The 19,639-nt window shown below is 50.3% G+C and carries 26 protein-coding genes and 2 tRNA genes; 5 read left to right on the forward strand and 23 right to left on the reverse strand.

What is annotated here, in order from left to right:
• Positions 1 to 6: 6 nt before the first annotated feature.
• The 4 genes from METMI_RS0121905 to METMI_RS0121920 all read left to right on the forward strand — a co-directional run bounded on the left by METMI_RS0121905 (position 7) and on the right by METMI_RS0121920 (position 4,250).
• The gene (locus tag METMI_RS0121905) at positions 7 to 1,317 is read left to right on the forward strand and encodes a replication-associated recombination protein A (RefSeq protein WP_019868443.1); all 1,311 of its coding nucleotides are present in this window, start codon (positions 7 to 9) and stop codon (positions 1,315 to 1,317) included.
• Positions 1,318 to 1,572: 255 nt separating this feature from the next.
• Positions 1,573 to 2,481, forward strand: a complete 909-nt coding sequence (locus METMI_RS0121910) for an NADP-dependent methylenetetrahydromethanopterin/methylenetetrahydrofolate dehydrogenase (RefSeq protein ID WP_019868444.1) — start codon at positions 1,573 to 1,575, stop codon at positions 2,479 to 2,481.
• A 36-nt stretch (positions 2,482 to 2,517) separates the two neighbouring features.
• Complete coding sequence (locus tag METMI_RS0121915; RefSeq protein ID WP_019868445.1) at positions 2,518 to 3,423, forward strand: NAD(P)-dependent methylenetetrahydromethanopterin dehydrogenase; 906 nt, start codon at positions 2,518 to 2,520, stop codon at positions 3,421 to 3,423.
• A gap of 146 nt (positions 3,424 to 3,569) precedes the next feature.
• Positions 3,570 to 4,250, forward strand: coding sequence for a metallophosphoesterase family protein (locus METMI_RS0121920; protein ID WP_019868446.1), 681 nt, complete (start codon positions 3,570 to 3,572; stop codon positions 4,248 to 4,250).
• A gap of 80 nt (positions 4,251 to 4,330) precedes the next feature.
• Here the strand turns inward: METMI_RS0121920 and METMI_RS0121925 are convergent.
• The 19 genes from METMI_RS0121925 to METMI_RS0122015 all read right to left on the reverse strand — a co-directional run bounded on the left by METMI_RS0121925 (position 4,331) and on the right by METMI_RS0122015 (position 14,298).
• A tRNA-Phe gene (locus METMI_RS0121925) sits at positions 4,331 to 4,406 on the reverse strand.
• Between the two features lie 48 nt (positions 4,407 to 4,454).
• A tRNA-Phe gene (locus METMI_RS0121930) sits at positions 4,455 to 4,530 on the reverse strand.
• A gap of 87 nt (positions 4,531 to 4,617) precedes the next feature.
• Positions 4,618 to 4,770, reverse strand: a complete 153-nt coding sequence (locus METMI_RS27290) for a hypothetical protein (RefSeq protein WP_019868447.1) — start codon at positions 4,768 to 4,770, stop codon at positions 4,618 to 4,620.
• Position 4,771: 1 nt separating this feature from the next.
• Entirely contained in the window at positions 4,772 to 5,569 is a 798-nt protein-coding gene (gene tatC, locus METMI_RS0121940) for a twin-arginine translocase subunit TatC (protein ID WP_019868448.1), read from the reverse strand.
• The gene (gene tatB, locus METMI_RS0121945; protein ID WP_029151879.1) at positions 5,562 to 5,876 is read right to left on the reverse strand and encodes a Sec-independent protein translocase protein TatB; all 315 of its coding nucleotides are present in this window, start codon (positions 5,874 to 5,876) and stop codon (positions 5,562 to 5,564) included. Before tatB ends, tatC begins: the two co-directional genes overlap by 8 nt.
• A gap of 7 nt (positions 5,877 to 5,883) precedes the next feature.
• A complete protein-coding gene (gene tatA / locus METMI_RS0121950) occupies positions 5,884 to 6,099 on the reverse strand; it encodes a twin-arginine translocase TatA/TatE family subunit (protein WP_019868450.1) in 216 nt (71 codons plus the stop codon).
• A 26-nt stretch (positions 6,100 to 6,125) separates the two neighbouring features.
• Positions 6,126 to 6,446, reverse strand: a complete 321-nt coding sequence (locus METMI_RS0121955; RefSeq protein WP_019868451.1) for a phosphoribosyl-ATP diphosphatase — start codon at positions 6,444 to 6,446, stop codon at positions 6,126 to 6,128.
• The gene (hisI, locus tag METMI_RS0121960) at positions 6,443 to 6,829 is read right to left on the reverse strand and encodes a phosphoribosyl-AMP cyclohydrolase (RefSeq protein WP_019868452.1); all 387 of its coding nucleotides are present in this window, start codon (positions 6,827 to 6,829) and stop codon (positions 6,443 to 6,445) included. The genes METMI_RS0121955 and hisI overlap by 4 nt, the downstream gene beginning before the upstream one ends.
• On the reverse strand, positions 6,826 to 7,599 hold the full coding sequence (gene hisF, locus METMI_RS0121965; RefSeq protein ID WP_019868453.1) for an imidazole glycerol phosphate synthase subunit HisF: 774 nt from the start codon (positions 7,597 to 7,599) through the stop codon (positions 6,826 to 6,828). Before hisF ends, hisI begins: the two co-directional genes overlap by 4 nt.
• A gap of 2 nt (positions 7,600 to 7,601) precedes the next feature.
• The gene (gene hisA, locus METMI_RS0121970) at positions 7,602 to 8,333 is read right to left on the reverse strand and encodes a 1-(5-phosphoribosyl)-5-[(5-phosphoribosylamino)methylideneamino]imidazole-4-carboxamide isomerase (RefSeq protein WP_019868454.1); all 732 of its coding nucleotides are present in this window, start codon (positions 8,331 to 8,333) and stop codon (positions 7,602 to 7,604) included.
• Between the two features lie 63 nt (positions 8,334 to 8,396).
• Positions 8,397 to 9,032: an imidazole glycerol phosphate synthase subunit HisH gene (hisH, locus tag METMI_RS0121975; protein ID WP_029151880.1), complete on the reverse strand. Its 636-nt coding sequence runs from the start codon at positions 9,030 to 9,032 to the stop codon at positions 8,397 to 8,399.
• Positions 9,033 to 9,204: 172 nt separating this feature from the next.
• Complete coding sequence (hisB, locus tag METMI_RS0121980; protein ID WP_019868456.1) at positions 9,205 to 9,798, reverse strand: imidazoleglycerol-phosphate dehydratase HisB; 594 nt, start codon at positions 9,796 to 9,798, stop codon at positions 9,205 to 9,207.
• A 182-nt stretch (positions 9,799 to 9,980) separates the two neighbouring features.
• Positions 9,981 to 10,163, reverse strand: coding sequence for a type II toxin-antitoxin system HicA family toxin (locus tag METMI_RS25040; RefSeq protein ID WP_232215274.1), 183 nt, complete (start codon positions 10,161 to 10,163; stop codon positions 9,981 to 9,983).
• Positions 10,164 to 10,192: 29 nt separating this feature from the next.
• A complete protein-coding gene (locus METMI_RS0121990; RefSeq protein ID WP_019868459.1) occupies positions 10,193 to 10,399 on the reverse strand; it encodes a 2-oxoisovalerate dehydrogenase E1 subunit beta in 207 nt (68 codons plus the stop codon).
• Positions 10,400 to 10,409: 10 nt separating this feature from the next.
• Positions 10,410 to 10,616: a type II toxin-antitoxin system HicA family toxin gene (locus METMI_RS0121995; protein WP_019868460.1), complete on the reverse strand. Its 207-nt coding sequence runs from the start codon at positions 10,614 to 10,616 to the stop codon at positions 10,410 to 10,412.
• Complete coding sequence (locus METMI_RS0122000) at positions 10,613 to 10,816, reverse strand: type II toxin-antitoxin system HicB family antitoxin (protein WP_019868461.1); 204 nt, start codon at positions 10,814 to 10,816, stop codon at positions 10,613 to 10,615. The genes METMI_RS0121995 and METMI_RS0122000 overlap by 4 nt, the downstream gene beginning before the upstream one ends.
• 57 nt (positions 10,817 to 10,873) lie before the next feature.
• On the reverse strand, positions 10,874 to 12,685 hold the full coding sequence (gene typA, locus METMI_RS0122005; protein ID WP_019868462.1) for a translational GTPase TypA: 1,812 nt from the start codon (positions 12,683 to 12,685) through the stop codon (positions 10,874 to 10,876).
• Between the two features lie 123 nt (positions 12,686 to 12,808).
• Positions 12,809 to 13,201, reverse strand: coding sequence for a rhodanese-like domain-containing protein (locus tag METMI_RS0122010; RefSeq protein WP_029151881.1), 393 nt, complete (start codon positions 13,199 to 13,201; stop codon positions 12,809 to 12,811).
• Positions 13,202 to 13,389: 188 nt separating this feature from the next.
• The gene (locus tag METMI_RS0122015) at positions 13,390 to 14,298 is read right to left on the reverse strand and encodes a LysR family transcriptional regulator (protein WP_029151882.1); all 909 of its coding nucleotides are present in this window, start codon (positions 14,296 to 14,298) and stop codon (positions 13,390 to 13,392) included.
• Positions 14,299 to 14,597: 299 nt separating this feature from the next.
• Between METMI_RS0122015 and METMI_RS27595 the strand changes: the two genes are divergently transcribed.
• Complete coding sequence (locus METMI_RS27595; protein ID WP_019868465.1) at positions 14,598 to 14,750, forward strand: hypothetical protein; 153 nt, start codon at positions 14,598 to 14,600, stop codon at positions 14,748 to 14,750.
• Between the two features lie 114 nt (positions 14,751 to 14,864).
• Here the strand turns inward: METMI_RS27595 and METMI_RS0122025 are convergent, their stop codons facing one another.
• From METMI_RS0122025 to METMI_RS0122040, 4 genes are read right to left on the reverse strand one after another with little or no spacing between them, the layout of a single operon-like run.
• Positions 14,865 to 16,760 carry a polysaccharide biosynthesis protein gene (locus METMI_RS0122025; protein WP_019868466.1) on the reverse strand — a complete coding sequence of 632 codons (1,896 nt, stop codon included), beginning with the start codon at positions 16,758 to 16,760 and terminating at the stop codon, positions 14,865 to 14,867.
• A 59-nt stretch (positions 16,761 to 16,819) separates the two neighbouring features.
• A complete protein-coding gene (locus METMI_RS0122030) occupies positions 16,820 to 17,833 on the reverse strand; it encodes an MraY family glycosyltransferase (protein ID WP_198007958.1) in 1,014 nt (337 codons plus the stop codon).
• 5 nt (positions 17,834 to 17,838) lie between these two features.
• The gene (locus tag METMI_RS0122035; protein ID WP_019868468.1) at positions 17,839 to 18,798 is read right to left on the reverse strand and encodes a UDP-glucose 4-epimerase family protein; all 960 of its coding nucleotides are present in this window, start codon (positions 18,796 to 18,798) and stop codon (positions 17,839 to 17,841) included.
• Between the two features lie 44 nt (positions 18,799 to 18,842).
• Positions 18,843 to 19,637: a glycosyltransferase family 2 protein gene (locus METMI_RS0122040; RefSeq protein WP_198007959.1), complete on the reverse strand. Its 795-nt coding sequence runs from the start codon at positions 19,635 to 19,637 to the stop codon at positions 18,843 to 18,845.
• Positions 19,638 to 19,639: the final 2 nt, after the last annotated feature.

Below are 19,639 nucleotides of genomic sequence, written 5' to 3' on the forward strand. Positions count from 1 at the left end.
AGCCCCATGTTTGACCATTCCCTACAACCCCTGGCAGACCGGATGCGCCCCCGTGTCCTCAGCGAATATATTGGACAGGCACATCTGCTAAAACCCGGCAAACCGCTGTACGAAGCGATTTTGTCAGGCCGTTTGCATTCGATGATCTTCTGGGGGCCGCCTGGAACGGGCAAAACCACCCTGGCGAGGCTGATTGCGCAACATTCCGATGCCGTGCTGTTGCCCTTGTCCGCCGTATTGTCGGGCGTGAAAGAAATCCGCGCCGCCGTCGACGAAGCGAAAAAGCTCCAGCAAACGCAAAACAAACGCACTGTGCTGTTTGTTGACGAAGTGCATCGCTTCAACAAAGCCCAACAAGATGCGTTTTTGCCGCATGTCGAAGACGGCACGGTCTACTTTGTCGGTGCGACCACCGAAAACCCCTCGTTCGCACTCAACAACGCGTTATTGTCACGCGCCCGTGTTTACGTCCTCAACGCCCTCACCCCAGACGATTTGCTGCAAGTGCTGGAACAAGCCCTCACCGACACCGAACGCGGCTTAGGGCAACTCGCCATAGCCATGGACGGCACCATCAAACAGCAATTTGCCCGTGTCGCCGACGGCGACGCCAGACGCTTGTTGAATTTGCTGGAAATCGCCGTGGAACTCGCCGCCGCCCAACAACGCCAAGACATAGACGAGGGCATCGCCCAAGAAGTGCTGTCCGGCGGGGTGCGGCGGTTTGACAAACAAGGCGATGATTTTTATGACCAAATCTCCGCGCTGCACAAGTCCGTGCGCGGCAGTTCGCCCGATGCGTCGTTATATTGGCTATGCCGCATGATCGACGGCGGTTGTGATTTGAGCTACCTGGCACGGCGCATCGTGCGCATGGCCTCGGAAGACATCGGCAACGCCGACCCCCGCGCCCTGCAAATCGCCATCAACGCCTGGGAAGCGCAAGAACGACTGGGCAGCCCCGAAGGCGAACTGACCTTGGCGCAAGCCGTGGTGTACTTGGCTTGCGCCCCGAAAAGCAACGCCGTCTACAAAGCCTACAAAGCCGCCATGCACGATGCCGCCCAACACGGCAGCCTGCCCGTGCCCCTGCACTTGCGCAATGCCCCCACCAAATTGATGAAATCGCTGGACTACGGCAAAGCCTACCGCTATGCCCACAACGAACCGGAAGCCTATGCCGCCGGGGAGCATTATTTCCCCGATGGTTTTCCCGAAACCCGCTATTACGAACCTGCCACACGCGGACTGGAAATAAAAATCAGCGAAAAACTTAAGCATTTGCGGGAACTGGATAGGGGATGGGATGGAAAATAACGGCATAAATCGCCGCCAAGCAAATATATCAACCCAATACAACCACCTTCCCCCTAGCTTGAACATCGTAACTTAAAGGCATAGGCCAAAAACTACGGCCGGCGTTGCCAGGCCTTTAGTTTCAGGATCCGCCAGCCCTCGCGGCAAGGCTTATTTCCCCCAAAACCATAGAAATACATTACGGCATTGTTAATCTCAGTTTTTTTCTTTTATACTTGCTAGCTAACTACAAGCCAATTATCACAGGGAGCCCTCATGGAAAAACCATTTATCTTACACATGCTGACCACAGCAAAAAACCTTAGCCCATTTGACGTTAACATGGCATTGGATGCCGGTTGGGTTTCCGCTTTACCTTATATAAACGTTGAACCTAGCGAAGTGCAGGGATTGGTTCAAGACGCAATCTTTTCACGCAGCACCAAAAATTTGAAGCGCACCGGGATTTTCATCGGCGGACGTGACACCAAACAAGCGATGGACATGTTGAAAACCGCGAAACGCTCGATGGTGCCCCCGTTTGAAGTGTCCGTGTTTGCCGATCCCAGCGGCGCCTTCACCACGGCGGCGGGCATGGTTGCCGCCGTGGAACATGAGTTGATCACAAAATTCAACACCACGCTGGAAGGCAAAACTATCTTGGCTTTGGGCGGCACCGGGCCGGTCGGCCAAGCGGCTGCGGTGATCTCGGCGCAAGCGGGCGCAAACGTGCGCATCATTGGCAGACAATTGGAAAAAGCCCAAGCCATCGCGGATTTATGCAGCAATGAATTCGGTGACGGTAAAATCACCATCACCGCAGGCGCGGACGCCGATAAGGCCGAGTATATGAAAACCGCCGACGTGGTGTTCGCCACCGGTGCGGCGGGCATTGAACTATTAAGCGCGGAACTGGTGGCTTCCGCACCGCAATTGAAAGTCGCGGCGGACGTCAACGCCGTCCCACCAGCGGGCATTGCGGGTGTCGATGCGTTCCATAATGGCACACCGATAGCGGGCTCCAACAGTGGTGCAGTCGGCATCGGCGCGTTGGCTATCGGCAATATCAAATATCAGGCGCAAAATTTACTGCTAAAAAGCATGCTCAATACTGACAAACCCCTGTACCTGCATTTTGAACATGCGTTTGCCGTCGCCAGGGATTACATAAAATCAAAAGCGTAATTATCAAACCACTCCGTCACCCATTGAGGATGCCTAATGGAAAAACGTAGCATTTTACACATGCTTGACCCTATGCCGCACAACAGTCCGTTTGACATCAATATGGCGATGGATGCCGGTTTTGATGTGCTGATGCCGTACAGCAACGTCAAATTGGATAGCGTCAATGGCCTAACCCAAGACGCTATCTTTTCCCGTGGCCCCGCCGGTGTCAAACGTACCGGTATTTTCATCGGCGGACGTGATTTGGCCTTGGCGATGGATATGCTCAATGCCAGCCAACGGGCGATGGTGCCGCCGTTCGAAGTGTCGGTGTTTGCCGACCCCAGCGGCGCATTCACGACGGCGGCGGCCTTGGTTGCTTGCGTTGAAAAGGAATTGCAAAACAAACATGGCAAAACTTTGGCGGATTGCAAAGCCTTGGTGTTTGGCGGCACCGGGCCGGTTGGCATTGCCACTGGCGTGATCGCTTCGCTGGCGGGTGCGCAAACCGCTTTGGTTGACCATTTGTCGGCTGAAACAGCCGACGATGTCGCCAAAGCTTATAACCGCCGTTTCTCCTGCCATCTGACAGGTGCGGTTGGGGGCAACGATGCAGAAAAAGCTGGCTTGTTACGGGATGCCGATATTATTTTCTGCACGGCAAAAGCAGGCATCCAGGTGCTGAACGCCGCGACCTTAAAAGCCGCTTTGCAATTGAAAGTCGCTGGCGATGTCAACGCCGTGCCACCTGCTGGCATTGAAGGCATCAAGCGCAATGATTTTGGCGTACCGTTGGCCCATGCCGCCGAAGGCACTGGAGCGGTCGGAGTCGGCGCGTTGGCGGTTGGCAATGTCAAATACCAACTGCAAAACGAAATGTTAAGGCTCATGCTGGAAACTGACAAACCATTATATTTGGATTTTCGTGCAGCTTTTACCAAAGCCAGAGAGATTGTTTAGATAATTTTCACCCCATGGACCGTCGCCCAAAGGCGACTGTCCACCCAGACCACTATACTTGAGGACATATAAACCCACGGGCAATAACGGCGATCACACTCTGTTATTTTTGGCATTAGGGTTAATACCACAGACGGTGTAACAACATGAGCCAATATGACAAAATTTTATTTGCTGGCGACCCCCACGGGAATTTTAACGCCCTGATAGCGGCAGTGCACAAGCACAAGCCTGAAGCCGTGGTGATGCTCGGTGATTACGATTTGGACAAGCCGCTGGAAGAATATCTTGCGGACATTATTGGTTCGACTGAAATCTGGTGGATCGCAGGCAACCACGACTTTGAAACCCCTAACAAATACCATAACCTGTTCCATTCCGCCCTAGCCCATAAAAGCTTGCATTTGAAAGTCGCTGAAGTCGCAGGCATACGGATCGCCGGCCTGGGCGGCATCTTCCTAGGCCGCGTCTGGTATCCGCCACAGCCACCCAAATGGCAAAACAAACAGCACTATCTCGACTACCAGTCCGCCCATATCAAAAATGCGGAAATGTCGCTCAAATACCGGTCAGCCATCTGGCATGACGAATTTGAATCCTTAAAAAACCAGAAAGCCGACATTCTGGTGACCCATGAAGCCCCTGGCTCGCATCGCCACGGCTTCCCAATCATTGGCGAATTGGCGGCCGCTATGGGCGTAAAACATATTTTTCATGGCCATCTCCATGAAAATTATACCCGCACCATCAAGCAACAGATCAGCGTCATCGGCGTCGCAAACCGGGCTGTCACCAATTTACGCGGACACATCCTTAGTGATTTATAAGCAAGTCTGGTAAGCCTATCGTAACCTTCAGGCATAAAAAAACCGGCCACATGAGCCGGTTTTTTTATGCTGCTTATTCATGGTGCCCAGGGGCAGAATCGAACTGCCGACACGAGGATTTTCAGTCCTCTGCTCTACCGACTGAGCTACCTAGGCTTTATATTCGGTAAACAACCCCAGTTCCGGGAATTGCTAGTTTTGTAGTGGTGCCCAGGGGCAGAATCGAACTGCCGACACGAGGATTTTCAGTCCTCTGCTCTACCGACTGAGCTACCTAGGCGGGGGTCTACAAAAGACGGCTATTAGACCCTATTTCGGCTGCTTAGTCAAGGCCATTTAACGTTTATTGCATTACGTATGACCTTGTTCATTTCACCACAGACAGTTTTTCTTGCTGGGATGCGGCTTCCAGTTTGTTTTGTTCGGATAAAAGCGTCCCAACAACCAGGAATGCCAAGACTAACAAATAAACAACCGACAGCGTATACCGGACTGTTTTGCTTTGTTTATACCCGTCCATACTAACCCCTTTTATTCTGTTGATGGATACTGTTGACAGCAACCGGAAGGTTATCGTCATCCTCGGTTTTGCGCACAAATAGCCGCGAAAACAGCAGCCCTATCTCGAACAACATCCACATTGGCACCGCCAGCAACGTTTGCGAGAGCGCGTCAGGGGGCGTCAGGAACATGGCGATGACAAACACGCCGACAATCACATAAGGGCGCTTTTCCGCCAAATCAGCGGGCGAAATGAAACCCGTCCAAACCAGGACAATGGTGAATATCGGTATTTCAAAGCATACGCCAAAGGCAAAAAAGAGCGCCAAGACAAAATCCAGATATTGGGCAATGTCGGTCATGACGGTGACACCCACAGGTGCGGCGGCGGTCAAGAAGCCAAAAATCAACGGGAAGACAATAAAATAGGCAAAGGCCACACCCGTGTAAAAAAGCAAGGTGCTAGCGATCAGCAAGGGAAACACCAAACGCTGTTCGTGCTTATACAACCCCGGGGCGACAAATGCCCAGAATTGATAAAGGATGACAGGAATTGAGGCAAAAACGGCAACAATAAAAGCCAATTTGAAGGGGGTAAAAAAAGGCGAAGCCACTTCAATGGCGATCATGGTGCTATTTTTCGGCAGGTGCTGTAGCAAAGGCCCTGCCAAAAAACTGTAAATTTCGTTGGCGTAAGAGGCCAGGCCGATAAAAACCATCAGCACGCACAGGATGACCTTCAACAGGCGGTCACGCAATTCGACAAGGTGGCTGATAAACGATTGGCCTACCGATTCTTCAAAATCGCTCTCATTCATGTGGATTGCTTTGTTTGATGCTATCTTCCAGCTCTTCTGAAGACGCTTTGACGCTATGGATGGTATGGGTAAACTCTTCTTGCAAATTTTGCAGTTCTTCCAAACCCGATTGGGATTTTACCAGTTGGCGCATTTCTTCGGCCTGTAATTCGGAATGGATTTCGGCTTTGACGTTTGCCACCATCGCACGGGTTTTTCCTATCCAAAAACCTGCCAGACGCGCCATTTTGGGCAACTTTTCAGGCCCTATCACCAGCAAGGCCACCAAACCTATCATGCAAAGTTCTGAAAATCCAACCTCAAACATGGTTCAACTACACCTTGTCATTTTTTTTGAGGGTGACTTCGCCATCAATCACTTGGCCATCATCATCGTCGAGTTTTTTACCTTCTTCGCCATCTTTGATCGCGGTACGGAAGCCTTTGATCGCCCCGCCCAAATCGGCGCCCAAATTACGTAAGCGTTTAGTCCCAAAGACAACAATGACAATCGCTAATACAACCAATAAATGAGGGATACTAAAGCCCATGTTTAAACTCCGCTATGTGTTTTTGTTTATTTATTTTGGCGTTGCGCCTTTTCTTCTAGTCCAGACAGGCCAAAACGCCGTTGTAATTCCGTCAATACATCATCAGGATGCAAGCCCTGGTCCGCCAGCATCACCATGCAATGAAACCATAAATCGGCGGTTTCATAAACGATTTGTTGTTTTTCGCCATTTTTCGCCGCTATCACGGTTTCGGTGGCTTCTTCACCGATTTTTTTCAGGATGGTGTCCAAGCCTTTTGCGTACAAACTGGCGACGTAGGATTTGTCGGCAGATTGTTGTTTGCGTTGTTCGAGGACGTCTGCGAGTTGGCTTAAGGTGTCGTTCATAGCTTTTTATAAATGGTTTCAGGATCTTTAATAACCGCTTCCACCGCTTGCCATTGCCCGTCAACCAACTGCCGATAAAAACAACTTTCGCGCCCGGTGTGACAAGCAATGCCGCCTTCTTGTTCAATCTCCAGCAAAATCACGTCTCCATCGCAATCCAGCTGGATGCTGATAACTTTCTGCCGATGGCCGGATTCTTCACCTTTGCGCCAGAGTTTATTGCGTGAGCGTGACCAATACACGGCATAGCCTTCTTGGGCGGTCAATGCCAAGGATTCGCGGTTCATCCAGGCGAACATCACCACCCTGCCATTGCCTGCTTGTTGGGCGATGACGGGGACTAAGCCCTCTGGCGTCCAACGGATTTCATCTAGCCAGCTCATAAGCGCACCTCAATTCCGCGGGCGCGCATGTGTTCTTTGGCCTGCTGTATCGTATATTCGGCAAAATGAAAAATGCTCGCCGCCAACACCGCGTCGGCTTTGCCATTGATCACACCATCCGCCAAATGATCCAAGTTACCAACCCCGCCTGATGCAATGACTGGCACGGCAACAGCTTCGCTGATGGCACGGGTCAATGGCAGGTCAAACCCTTCGCGGGTCCCATCCCTGTCCATACTGGTCAAAAGGATTTCCCCTGCCCCATAAGCGACCATTTTCTCCGCCCATTCGATGGCGTCTATACCGGTGGCTTTGCGCCCTCCATGGGTAAAAATTTCCCATCTGGCTACTTCGCCGTCTTGGCTAGTTTTTTTCGCGTCAATGGCGACCACGATACATTGCGAACCGAAGCGTCCGGCAGCTTCTTGGACAAATTCAGGGCGGAACACCGCCGCACTGTTGATACCGACCTTGTCAGCGCCCGCATTCAGCATCCGGCGGATGTCATCCAAAGTTCGGATGCCGCCGCCGACGGTCAAGGGGATGAAGACTTCACTGGCGACTTGCTCGACAACATGGATAATGGTGTCACGGTTGTCATGGGTGGCGGTGATGTCCAAAAAGGTAATTTCATCGGCCCCTTCGCGGTCATAACGGCGGGCGATTTCAACCGGGTTACCGGCATCGCGGATGTCCACAAATTTTACGCCTTTAACGACGCGGCCGTTATCGACGTCAAGGCAAGGGATGATACGTTTGGCTAGGCTCATAGTTAAAAAGATTCGGCAAGTTTTTCGCCTTCAGCAAAATCCAGCGTACCTTCATAAATGGCGCGTCCGGTAATCGCGCCCATAATGCCTTCATGGGCAAAAGCCCCTAAGGCCCGAATATCATCAAGGTTAGTGATACCACCCGAAGCGATCACCGGAATTTTTATCGCCCGTGCCAACCTTGCAGTGGCTTCAACATTGACACCCTGCATCATGCCATCACGGGCAATATCCGTGTAAATAATCGCTTCCACGCCATCGGCTTCAAAATGCTGGGCCAGATCGATCACATCATGCTTTGACAGTTTCGACCAGCCATCCACGGCAACTTTACCGTCTTTGGCATCCAAACCAACAATAATACGGCGCGGGTATTCCATCGCCACATCGCGGACAAAATGGGGTTCATTGACCGCTTTGGTGCCGATAATCACATACTCGACACCTGCGTTCAGGTATGCTTCAACCGTTTCTTCGTCACGGATGCCGCCACCGATTTGGATGATCAAATCAGGGTAGGCCTCAACTATCGCGTGGATCACTTCGGCATTGCGGGGTTTGCCCGCAAATGCACCGTCCAAATCGACCAAATGTAAACGCTTCGCCCCCGCATCCACCCAACGCCCCGCCACGGCGACAGGATCATCGGAAAATATCGTGTCATCTTCCATGCGGCCTTGGCGCAAGCGCACACATTTGCCTTCTTTTAAATCAATAGCGGGGATTAACAGCATAACAAGTGGTTCCTCAACTCAATAAAGACATGACCGGAATTAAGAGGTGCGCCTATCACGGCTCTACACGTCCCAGTGCAAAAAATTGTTCAGCAATTGCAAGCCTACGGCTTGGCTTTTTTCGGGGTGGAATTGTACGGCAAAAACATTGTCTTGCGCCAATGCGCAGGCAAACGGTTCTGGATAATCGGTTGTCGCCGCGACAATGGACGCATCATCCGGTTGTGCGTAATAACTATGGACAAAATAAAACCGGCTGTCTTGGGGAATGCCTTGCCATAAGGGATGTCGATTTTGCCTGACTTGATTCCAACCCATGTGGGGAATTTTCAGGCGAGTTCCTTCATGATCGTGTAAATCTTCAGGAAAACGGACAACGTGGCCTGAGAAAATATTCAGGCAGAGGTTATGCCCATTTTCTGCACTGTCCGTCAATAAGGCCTGCATCCCTAAACAAATACCCAATAAGGGCTTGGTTTTGGCAACCGTTTGGATAACCTCATCCAAACCGGCTTGTTTCAGGGCGTGCATACAATCGCGTATCGCCCCCACGCCGGGGAACACCACACGGTCGGCTTGCAAAATCGCTAGTGCATCGGCTGTGACGGTGACCGACACATCAGGTGCGGCGTGTTGCAAGGCTTTGGCAATTGAATGCAAATTGCCCATTCCATAATCAATTACAGCAACAGAAGACATAAAAATTCAGTAAAGATGATGTTATAAATCATTTTTGTCCACGAAAGGCACGAAATCAATCCGTTTTAAGTATTCACATAAATGTTGGCGTAGGATTAATCTCAAGCAATCTTACTATTATGCAAATTACTTTTTCGTGCTTTTCGTATCTTTCGTGGACAATTAACTTAGCTTAAAGCGTACCTTTGGTGGAAGGCATAATGCCCGCCATGCGTTCGTCGGCAGTCATCGCCATCCGCAAAGCACGCCCGAAAGCCTTAAAAACTGTTTCGGCGATATGATGGGCGTTGACACCTTTAAGATTATCAATGTGTAACGTTAAGCCCGCATGGTTGACAAAACCTTGGAAAAATTCGCGGAACAAATCGACATCAAACGAGCCGATCATGCCACGCGGAAAGGTGACATTGTAAAACAAGCCAGGACGGCCGGAAAAATCCACCACCACCCGCGACAAGGCTTCATCCAGTGGCACATAAGAATGCCCGTAACGGACGATGCCTTTTTTATCGCCAATGGCTTTAGCCACCGCTTGGCCTAAGGTGATGCCGACATCTTCGACGGTGTGGTGCGCATCTATCTGCAAATCGCCGTGGGCGACAATATCCATGTCGATTAAACCATGCCGGGCGATCTGGTCGAGCATGTGGTCGAGGAACGGCACGCCCGTAGTAAAACTGGCTTGGCCTGTGCCATCCACATTAATGGATATCTTGATTTGGGTTTCGAGCGTGTTGCGCTCTACGGTGGCGGTGCGTGGGGTCATAGTTTGGGGTTAAAACTCATTTTTAATTAAAACAATTGTTGCAACAGTTCATCACGGCTGATTGAAAAATGCTTGGCAACATCATTCAATATTGCCGAAAAAGTGCCTACCTTTAAGGCTATGTCACCGTTAATTGTGGAAGCCTTAAATGACGCGGCTTTGAGCGAAAGCCGCAATCCGCATTAAATAAGGCTTTGCGCCGAACATAAAATTTTTTCAACAACTAACGGTGACATAGCCATCTTTAATGGATCATGTTTCGGCACAGTAATATGATGCTCATCATTTTGCTGAGTCGTTAAGCGGATATGGCTACCATTCTGGCGAGTGACTTCATAACCTAATACTGACAATTTGTTTGCCAATTCCAAGCCGGACACATCACAGGGCAATTTCACGCCGCAATCACTTCTTCACGGACAAAATGTAAACGGATGATTTTTGGTTTATCCATCGGTTCGAAATGACAATCTATGGCTTCGCGCAAGCTTTGATGCAACTCGCTTATATCATCAGCTTGTGTGAAAATGGATGCACCTAAAGCTTTAGCAATAAAGCCGCCTTCGGGTGCTTCTTCAACTAGGAAAATAATTTCGTTCATGGTTCACCGACTAGAAATCTTCTTCAACGATACCAACCACTTTCATAAAATGCTTTAGCAGCCCGATTTTTAAATCTTCATTGCCATGTACAGGTATTGAAAGCCGAATAGGATTGCCTGTTTGCATGTAAACATGGTGGCTACCGTTTATTCTCACCAAACGCCAGCCGCGCTTTTCAATCAACTTGGCAAATGCTTTACCTGAAATCGACTTCAAACAGCCAGCTCCATGATCCTGTCGTGTTCTGTCAGTTCTAACGTATCAAGATCAACACTTAAGCAAGCCTCGACCGCTTCATAAATATTGGCAATCAATTGTTCATAAGTATCGCCTTGGGTCGCGCAGCCAAGAATGGCGGGGACTTCCGCCCAATAACCACCTTCTTCGGCATCATGGATAACGACTTTTAATTTCATAGCAGCATGACCTCTTCATGTGGGCGAAAATCGCCCACACTGGCTTTTCAAACGGACTTAGCTTTTCGCCGCGCGTTTCCGCTCGTTTTCTGTCAGTAATTTCTTACGCAAACGAATCGACTTAGGCGTCACCTCAACCAACTCGTCTTCACCAATAAATTCCAAGGCCTGTTCCAAAGTCATTTTTTGGATGGGCACTAAAATCAAGTTTTCGTCAGTACCGGCGGCGCGGATGTTGGTGAGCTGTTTGGCTTTGGTTGGGTTAACCACCAAGTCATTGGCGCGGGAATGGATACCGACCAACATGCCTTCGTAAACTTCATCAGCATGGACCAAGAACAATTCGCCACGTTCTTGCAAGGCAAACAACGCATAAGCCAAGGCTTTACCTTGCACCATAGACACCAATACGCCACGCTTACGGACGCCAATTTCGCCTTTTTTCATCGGGCCGTAATGGTCGAATACGTGGTACAGCAAACCGGAACCGGAAGTGGCGGTCATGAATTCAGTTTGGAAACCGATCAGGCCGCGTGATGGCATCATGTATTCCAAACGGATACGGCCTTTGCCATCAGGGACCATATTGACCAAATCGCCTTTACGGTCGCCCAATTTTTCCATGATCGAACCTTGGTGGATTTCTTCCACCTCGATGGTCACCATCTCAAACGGTTCATGCTTTTCGCCATCCACTTCCTTGATGATCACTTCCGGCCTTGACACGCCCAGCTCAAAACCTTCGCGGCGCATGTTTTCGATCAATACCGACAAATGCAGCTCGCCACGACCAGAGACTTTAAATTTGTCTGGATCCCCAGTGTCTTCAACTTTCAGGGCGACGTTGTGTTGCAGTTCCTTTTCCAGACGGTCACGGATTTGCCGTGAAGTCAGGAATTTGCCTTCCTTGCCGGCAAACGGTGAGTTGTTGACTTGGAAAGTCATGGTCACGGTGGGTTCGTCCACGGTCAGCGGGGTCATCACTTCGACCGCATCGGGATGGCAAAGGGTATCGGAAATTTCCAGTTTTTCAATCCCTGTGAAGGCGATAATGTCACCCGCGCGGGCTGATTCAACTTCCACACGCTCCAAGCCGTGGAAACCGAACAATTGCAACATGCGGCCTTTGCGCTCCACGCCTTCGCGGTTGACGATGACCAGCGGCTGGTTTGCTTTGATGGCGCCGCGTTGGATACGGCCGACACCGATAACGCCCACATAAGTATTGTAATCCAAGCTGGTGACTTGCATTTGGAACGGGCCGTCCAAATCCACTTTAGGTGGGCTAACCCTTTCGACGATGGTCTCAAACAAAGGGGTCATGTCACCGCCAGTCACTGAGGTGTCCAATCCTGCATAACCATTTAATGCCGATGCGTAAACGATGGGGAAATCCAACTGTTCGTCAGTTGCGCCTAAGCGGTCGAATAAGTCAAAAGTTTGGTCAACCACCCAATCAGGGCGCGCGCCTGGACGGTCAATTTTATTGATGACGACAATGGGTTTCAACCCTAAGGCAAACGCTTTTTGGGTGACGAACCGGGTTTGTGGCATCGGGCCGTCAACGGCATCGACTAACAATAGAACCGAATCGACCATCGACAAGACACGCTCGACTTCGCCGCCAAAGTCGGCATGGCCTGGGGTGTCGACGATGTTAATATGGTAATCACGCCAATCCAATGCCGTGTTTTTGGCAAGGATGGTAATGCCGCGCTCTTTTTCCAAATCGTTGGAATCCATGATCCGCTCAGTGACCTTGGAATGCGCGGCGAAGGTGCCAGATTGTTGGAGCAACTTGTCAACCAAGGTCGTTTTACCGTGGTCAACGTGGGCAATAATGGCAATATTTCTTAATTTTTCAATCACTTTGGATGTACTCTGGAGGTTAAATAAACAGGCTTGCCCGATTTAAGCAGAATCTGGCTTGTGTTAGGTAATAAGATGGTTGTTTACCATCAATAATTGGTAGCGTGGGGGGTTAGTGTGGCCCTAGCTTTGCTGCCACGGTAGGCCATGAAACCGCCAACCGCCGATGTTGCCACGGTGCTTATCATTATCCAAAGGGCCTTCAAAGCCGCCCTCGATATTAATAAGCCGGATATAACCCACTTGTTGCAAGGTGTTGGCGGCGTCCAAGGAACGTTGTCCGCTCCGGCACAATAATAAAATGGGGGTGTCGCGTTCTGGCACGGCTTCGACCACTAAAGGGACGAATTCAGGGTTCAACAACCAATCCGGCAGTTCTTTCCAAGGGATATTAAGCGCGCCAGGAGGATGCCCGATAAAGGTATGCTCTATTTTTGTCCTGACATCAATTAACACAGCCCGTGGTTGCTTCTGCATTAATTCCCAAGCCTGGAGCGGGGAAAGGTTATTTATCATTGACCGTTCGGTAAGTAGGTTAAATCTTACAATTCATTTAGGATGGTAAGCTTTTGGGCCGCCAAAAGCCTAGTTGTCGGTGACAAGTCCGCCTATTATCGCATCCAGACAGGCAGGGTCAAGCAATCTGCTGATAAACCTAAGAATTGGCAATCATTTTTATGGATAAGAAAGCCTGCGCCAGGCGTTTATTCTGAGCCGGGCATGGTGACTTGGGGGCCTAGCCATTCCTGCAAAAAATCCAGGAAACGCCGGACCTTGGCAGATAAATATTTCCGGTGCGGATACACGGCATGAATGTCTAAAGGCGGCAAGGTGTAATTTTCCAATACGGCTTTTAACTTGCCTTTTTCGATGTCCCTTGCGACCACATAGGAAGCCAGCATCACCAGGCCTAAGCCATCAATTGCAGCCACCCGGATTGCATCGGCCACATTGGCCTGCATACGTCCTGAAACGGCAATAACCGTATGGCCGGCCTCGCTTTTAAACTGCCATCTGTTTCTAGGGGAACTGGCCCAATTAACCAAACAGCTATGTTGGAGCAAATCCTCGGGGGTCTTGGGAATGCCGTAACGGGCCAAATAATCGGGCGAGCCGCAAACCACCATGGATGAACTGGCCAATTTCCGCGCCACCATACTCGTGTCATCCAATGTCCCCAAATAAATGGCCACGTCTATCCCTTCATCAATCAAATCCCCCGGGCTGCTTTGCAAAATCAAATCCACGGTCAAATCCGGGTGCATCTTCAAAAACTGTGAGATCGCACGGGTAATGTGGCTGGCCCCGATCACTGGCGGCGCACTGATTTTTAACACCCCGCGCGGCTCGGTTTGCAAATGGGTGACCGCCGATTCCATCTCTTCAACATCGAGCAAAACTTGTTGGCAACGCTCGAGATAAGAGGCACCGACATCGGTCAGGCTTAAGCTGCGTGTCGTCCGGTTAAATAACCGCGTCCCCAGGCTGCCCTCTAGCTGCATAATATGCTTGGTCGCCATGGCCCTGGAAATCCCAAGTTCACGGGCGCCACCCGCAAAGCTTCCGGCTCTCGCGACCCGAACAAAAACATTCATACTGGTTAACTTGTCCACTTCATTTCCTCAAGATCCTGAAAATACATTTTTTGGTGTTTTATCACACACTTTATAACCGCTATCCTTAGTCATTTTCATGAATTTTGTGTCTAAATTTATAAAAATGGCAACCATTCTATCAAGAAAACGATTGACACCAGCATTGTTTCACAAATGAGATCAATCCATTTAGTATTTGATATATTGTATCCAAAATTTATCTCTGTATAGTAAGCACCAATTCAGTGAAAAAGCAAAAACATCGGTAACCCCCGGCACTGTATGAATATTTTTATTTATTTTACAGGAACAAAACAATGAACGAATTTAAGAAAGAGATACTGATAGGTTTACTGTTTATTGCCGGTATTTGGAGTTTTATTTCCGGTCAATTTATTGTTTCAACGATATTATTTGCAACAGCCGCTATTTATAGCAACATTGCGACAAGAACCCAACTAAAAAATTGAGTTCTATCAGATTAACGACCTCCTGGTGTTATACCTCAAGCAGTTACTCCTCATAACTCCTGCTTGAACTTCGGCCTCCCTTCGTGCAAACGATGGGAGGTTTTTTTTATCCTGTCAAAAACCCCCGTTCCGTCCCGCCTTTTTCCACAATACATCGCTTATTTCACACTGGGGGACAAAGCCTGCGACCGCGCCCGTCAAAACCTTCCTAACTTGTTCAAAATCGCCACTTTCGGTTGCACGCTCCAATAAACCCAGCATGGCTTGCAACTCAGCCCAAGCAATGACGGGCTCTTTAGCCCTCATTATCCTGGGGTGGTCGGTTTCTGACACATGGTCGCCGATCAACAATTCCTCATACAATTTTTCCCCGGGCCTTAACCCGATAAAACTAATTTCAATCTCACCATTTGGATGGTCTTCGTCCTTCACTTCCAAACCGCTCAGATGCACCATGCGTTTAGCCAAATCAAGAATACGGATCGGCTCCCCCATATCCAACACAAACACATCCCCGCCCTGCCCCATGGCCCCCGCCTGGATCACCAACTGGGCGGCTTCGGGTATGGTCATAAAATACCGGATGACACGGGCATCAGTGACTGTCACAGGCCCGCCCCGGGCAATTTGTTCCCTGAATAGCGGAACGACAGAGCCGGAAGAATCCAGGACATTACCAAAACGGACCATCGTAAAACAAGTTTGTTGGCTATCCTCTGCATTGGCGCTCAGGGCCTGGAGGATCAATTCCGCAAAACGTTTGGACGCCCCCATCGTATTGGTCGGCCTGACGGCTTTGTCGGTGGAAATCAGCACAAATTTTTCAACATGGGCGGCAATGGCGGCCTGGGCGGTCTGAAGCGTACCGAAAATATTATTCCTGATAGCCTCGCCGGGATTCCGTTCCACCATAGGGACATGCTTATAACCGGCTGTATGGTAAAGCGTTTGCACCTTAAAGGCCTGGCATATTTTTTCCACCCGTCCGCGGTCACATACCGAACCCAACACGGCGGCCAGCTCAACCGTATTTGCCCCATTTGTTTTAGATAACAAATGGTTCAATTCCTTTTCTATCGAATAAAGGGCGAATTCGCAGACCTCAAACAGGATCAGGACGGTAGGTTGCAGACGGATAATTTGGCGGCATATTTCCGAACCAATGGAACCTCCAGCACCAGTGACCATAACAACTTTACCGCTAATCGTGGAATGGATGAGCGCAGGATCGGGGTCAATACAAATACGCCCCAAAAGATCGGCAATATCCACTTCTTGCAAAGTGTCAAAGGTCACTTTACCTTGGGCAATATCGGCCAGCCCCGGCATTGTCCTGACATGGACCGCATAAGGCTCAAGCAAGCGGATAATTTCACTTCTGCGTGACCGGCTCACCGATGGCATGGCCAAGAGAATATCGGAAACCTTATGGTGCTTTATCACGTAACTTAGCAAACTGAGCGGATAGATCTTGATGCCATTGATTTTCTGCTTATGCAACAACCGGTCATCATCAATAAAGGCGACCGGATTGTATTCACGGCCATGGATCAACGCCGCCGCCAACTGTACACCGGCACTTCCTGCCCCATAAATCACGACATTTTTTTTCTGGCAATTGGCCGAACCGCGTATTCCAGGCAGGCGGCCATACGTATCCGCCAACCACCACCGCGCAAAAAAACGGCTGCTGCCCACCAGCAACATCATTAACAGGCCGTTCAACGGGGCTACCGTCCGGGGAATAATGGGGATGCTGGATTGATAGATCACAAATGCAAAAATCAACGCGTACAGCGTGGCGGCCTGGACAATTGTCAATAAGGCGCGCATCTCGATATAACGGACGATAGCACGGTACAAGCCCATCTTGATAAAGATGGGCACCGCAAGAAACGGCGCCACGGCAAATAAATACCATTCCTGGCCATGGGGCACATACCAAACCCCCCAGCGTAATGAGAATGCCAGCCAAAAAGCCAGCACGGCAAACACTGCGTCGGTCGCCATAAGGATACATACTTTTTTAGGTCTGGATAATCCTGTCATCCACTGCGCCAGCCTAACTTTCACTCTGAAACTTCCTTTGAACCCGCCTTGAAAATTAAAGCCAATATGAAAAGCGGGCAATACGCCAACAACAGCCCTAGCAGGCCATTCAAACCACCCTTACCTACCCATAATGCCACCGGTAACAACCAAAACAAGTTGATCATAACGACCGCCAATGATACTGGCTTATGTGCGCCAAACCGGCGGGCAGCCCTCTGGTAAGCATGGCTACGATGGGCTTCGTAAAATTTTTCCCCGCCTAGCAACCTGTGCAACAAAGTCCACGTCGCATCGACAATAAACACGCCTAACAAAATCAGCCAACTCCAAAAAAATTGCGGCGCGGACCACGCCGCCTGAATAGAAAACAGCCCTAACACCAAACCCAAAAAACCACTACCGGCATCACCCATAAATATTTTCGCGGGCGGAAAATTCCAACATAAAAAACCTGCCACGGCCATCGCCAGTATCGCCAGAGGCCAATAGTGGGCGTTGTTTCCTGCCAGCCAATATAATAATCCACCACCGGCGCAAACACTAATGGCTTCAATCCCTGCCAGCCCATCAATACCATCCATGAAATTATATAAGTTCAATAGCCAAACCAGATAAAAGAGCCCCAAAACGCTTCCCATACCGGGCACCTGCACCAGGTTGATCATCGGTAGCGCAGGCATTCCGCCCAACCAAAACAAGCCCCAAGCGGCGGCAAGAAAATGCGCGGCTAAGCGCAGAGGTGCCGGAATATGACGACGGTCATCCATAAAACCTACCACGGCAACTAATGCGCCAGATCCTAAAAATGCGCACAACTCCCCACTGGTCATCAAGCCCATTAAAAAAAACACCGGCACACTGAAGAGGAAAACGCACACGACCGCCAACCCGCCGCCACGGGGTGTGGGCTGATGATGGGAGCTGCGGGCATTGGGAATATCAAGAAGACGGGTGGCAATGGCGTAGTGGCGAAACCACCCGGTCAAAATAAGCGAAGCAAGGAACGCCAACACCAGGAAAACGGCCATCATAACCATTAACGGGACCCCTGATAATGCCGGGCGGTTTCCCCTAATGCCTCATCAAGACCCACCCGTGGGGCCCACGCCAGCAACTCCCGGGCCTTGGCAATATCAACTTGCAAATTGCCGCACAAACGCTGCGCCACGGCACCTTTGCCTGACAACCGCAAACCACCCGCCAATAACCCAACCGGGACGGGAAACAGCAGCGCGGGTTTATTTAAGGCCATGGCAAGGCGGCGGAGCAAATCAGCCGTGGAGACATCGTGGCCGTCGCTGACCAAAAAAGTCTGGTTAGCCGCGGCAGGATGGGACAGGCAGAGGGTGACCATATCGACCAGGTTGTCCAGGGCGACCAGGCTACGTTTATTGTCTATCAAGGCAAACGGCAGCGGCACCCTTTTATCCACATACCGCATCAGCGTCCGGAAATTAGCCTTAACACCAGGGCCATACACCAACGGCGGGCGGATGATGACCACTTCCATGCCTGTTTCAAGGGCTAATTGACGTAACCCAGCTTCGGCTTCACATTTGGACATCCCATAGGCATCAAGCGGTGCCGGGGCGGCATCTTCCGTAAAAGGCTGGCCCGAAGGGGTATTTTCCCCATTGACCTTAACTGAACTGACAAAAACAAAGCGTTTCACACCCATGGCCGCCGCTTGCCGGGCAAGGTTCAATGTCCCCGCCACATTAATGTTGCGGTATTCGGCCAAGGCGTCGGCCGCCGTATCATGCAGGACATGGGTACGCGCCGCAAGATGCACGACACTGCCAGTATGGCCCAACACCTGGCGCCAAACGGTCTGGCCATTAATGTCCCCGATAACAAGCTGGCCCATAGCGCCAGGCCAACCGCTGGCCACAGGCTTACGGGCAATGCCATTGACACTAAAACCTTTTGCCATCAGTTCGGAACATAAGGCTTTGCCGACAAAGCCCGTTGCCCCCGTTACCAGCACTGTATCCATTGAAATAAAAACTTATCCAGAAAAACCGTCATTTAGGCCACCCTTCAATACAGGCGATAGCCCCATTTATTAAAATACTTCAGCGCACTGACGGACATCACCCAAGCCATACGCCAGCTTTTATGCGCCGCCCTCTCCCACAGATGGACGACGCTCGCATCGGGATAATAAACCGTCCTATAACCCGCCCCATGGATTTTCCGGCACAAATCGGCATCTTCAAAATATAGGAAATAGCGTCCGTCAAAACCGCCGACCTGCTTTAAAACGGCTGTCCGGCAAAACATAAAGGCACCGGAAACAAATGGCACGTCACAGATATTCTCGTATCCGACATCTAACATGATGTAGGCATCCATTCTTTGTTGTAAGCGCCTTTGCAGCCATGCCGGGGCTATCCGCCGCAACACCAAATCCAACAGCGTGGGGAGCTTATGGTTATTGGGCTGGAGGCTACCATCGGCATTAGTCAGCCTGGGGCAGAGGATGGCTATATCGGGATGTTGGCCCATATAATCCGCGAGGGCGGTTATAGTTTGGCCATTAATGACAATATCAGGGTTGCAAATAATATGGTAATCACTGTCCGCTTGCCCTATGGCCACATTATGACCACGGCCAAATCCAGCATTGCAAGCGTTTTGGATGACCTGGAATTGGGGGTTTTGCTCTGCGAAGTGCCTTAAGATGGCGACAGTCTCGTCCTGTGATTGGTTATCAATTAATTGTATTGTTTTTTCATAACCGCGATGCTCAAAATGGGCTGCTAGCGACGCCAAGCAGGCGCCGATAATATGTTCACTATTATAAGTGACGATGGATATTGAAATTTTTTTCACGA

It is taken from the genome of Methylovulum miyakonense HT12 (assembly GCF_000384075.1).
Taxonomy (GTDB): Bacteria; Pseudomonadota; Gammaproteobacteria; order Methylococcales; family Methylomonadaceae; genus Methylovulum; species Methylovulum miyakonense.

What these genes read in the sequence shown, in the direction of transcription:
- METMI_RS0121905 (WP_019868443.1), top strand. Translation starts at nt 7, where the DNA reads ATGTTTGACCATTCCCTACAACCCCTGGCAGACCGGATGCGCCCCCGT.
- METMI_RS0121910 (WP_019868444.1), top strand. Translation starts at nt 1,573, where the DNA reads ATGGAAAAACCATTTATCTTACACATGCTGACCACAGCAAAAAACCTT.
- METMI_RS0121915 (WP_019868445.1), top strand. Translation starts at nt 2,518, where the DNA reads ATGGAAAAACGTAGCATTTTACACATGCTTGACCCTATGCCGCACAAC.
- METMI_RS0121920 (WP_019868446.1), top strand. Translation starts at nt 3,570, where the DNA reads ATGAGCCAATATGACAAAATTTTATTTGCTGGCGACCCCCACGGGAAT.
- METMI_RS27290 (WP_019868447.1), bottom strand. Translation starts at nt 4,770, where the DNA reads ATGGACGGGTATAAACAAAGCAAAACAGTCCGGTATACGCTGTCGGTT.
- tatC (WP_019868448.1), bottom strand. Translation starts at nt 5,569, where the DNA reads ATGAATGAGAGCGATTTTGAAGAATCGGTAGGCCAATCGTTTATCAGC.
- tatB (WP_029151879.1), bottom strand. Translation starts at nt 5,876, where the DNA reads ATGTTTGAGGTTGGATTTTCAGAACTTTGCATGATAGGTTTGGTGGCC.
- tatA (WP_019868450.1), bottom strand. Translation starts at nt 6,099, where the DNA reads ATGGGCTTTAGTATCCCTCATTTATTGGTTGTATTAGCGATTGTCATT.
- METMI_RS0121955 (WP_019868451.1), bottom strand. Translation starts at nt 6,446, where the DNA reads ATGAACGACACCTTAAGCCAACTCGCAGACGTCCTCGAACAACGCAAA.
- hisI (WP_019868452.1), bottom strand. Translation starts at nt 6,829, where the DNA reads ATGAGCTGGCTAGATGAAATCCGTTGGACGCCAGAGGGCTTAGTCCCC.
- hisF (WP_019868453.1), bottom strand. Translation starts at nt 7,599, where the DNA reads ATGAGCCTAGCCAAACGTATCATCCCTTGCCTTGACGTCGATAACGGC.
- hisA (WP_019868454.1), bottom strand. Translation starts at nt 8,333, where the DNA reads ATGCTGTTAATCCCCGCTATTGATTTAAAAGAAGGCAAATGTGTGCGC.
- hisH (WP_029151880.1), bottom strand. Translation starts at nt 9,032, where the DNA reads ATGTCTTCTGTTGCTGTAATTGATTATGGAATGGGCAATTTGCATTCA.
- hisB (WP_019868456.1), bottom strand. Translation starts at nt 9,798, where the DNA reads ATGACCCCACGCACCGCCACCGTAGAGCGCAACACGCTCGAAACCCAA.
- METMI_RS0121990 (WP_019868459.1), bottom strand. Translation starts at nt 10,399, where the DNA reads ATGAACGAAATTATTTTCCTAGTTGAAGAAGCACCCGAAGGCGGCTTT.
- METMI_RS0122000 (WP_019868461.1), bottom strand. Translation starts at nt 10,816, where the DNA reads ATGAAATTAAAAGTCGTTATCCATGATGCCGAAGAAGGTGGTTATTGG.
- METMI_RS0122010 (WP_029151881.1), bottom strand. Translation starts at nt 13,201, where the DNA reads ATGATAAATAACCTTTCCCCGCTCCAGGCTTGGGAATTAATGCAGAAG.
- METMI_RS27595 (WP_019868465.1), top strand. Translation starts at nt 14,598, where the DNA reads ATGAACGAATTTAAGAAAGAGATACTGATAGGTTTACTGTTTATTGCC.
- METMI_RS0122025 (WP_019868466.1), bottom strand. Translation starts at nt 16,760, where the DNA reads ATGGCGACCGACGCAGTGTTTGCCGTGCTGGCTTTTTGGCTGGCATTC.
- METMI_RS0122030 (WP_198007958.1), bottom strand. Translation starts at nt 17,833, where the DNA reads ATGATGGCCGTTTTCCTGGTGTTGGCGTTCCTTGCTTCGCTTATTTTG.
- METMI_RS0122035 (WP_019868468.1), bottom strand. Translation starts at nt 18,798, where the DNA reads ATGGATACAGTGCTGGTAACGGGGGCAACGGGCTTTGTCGGCAAAGCC.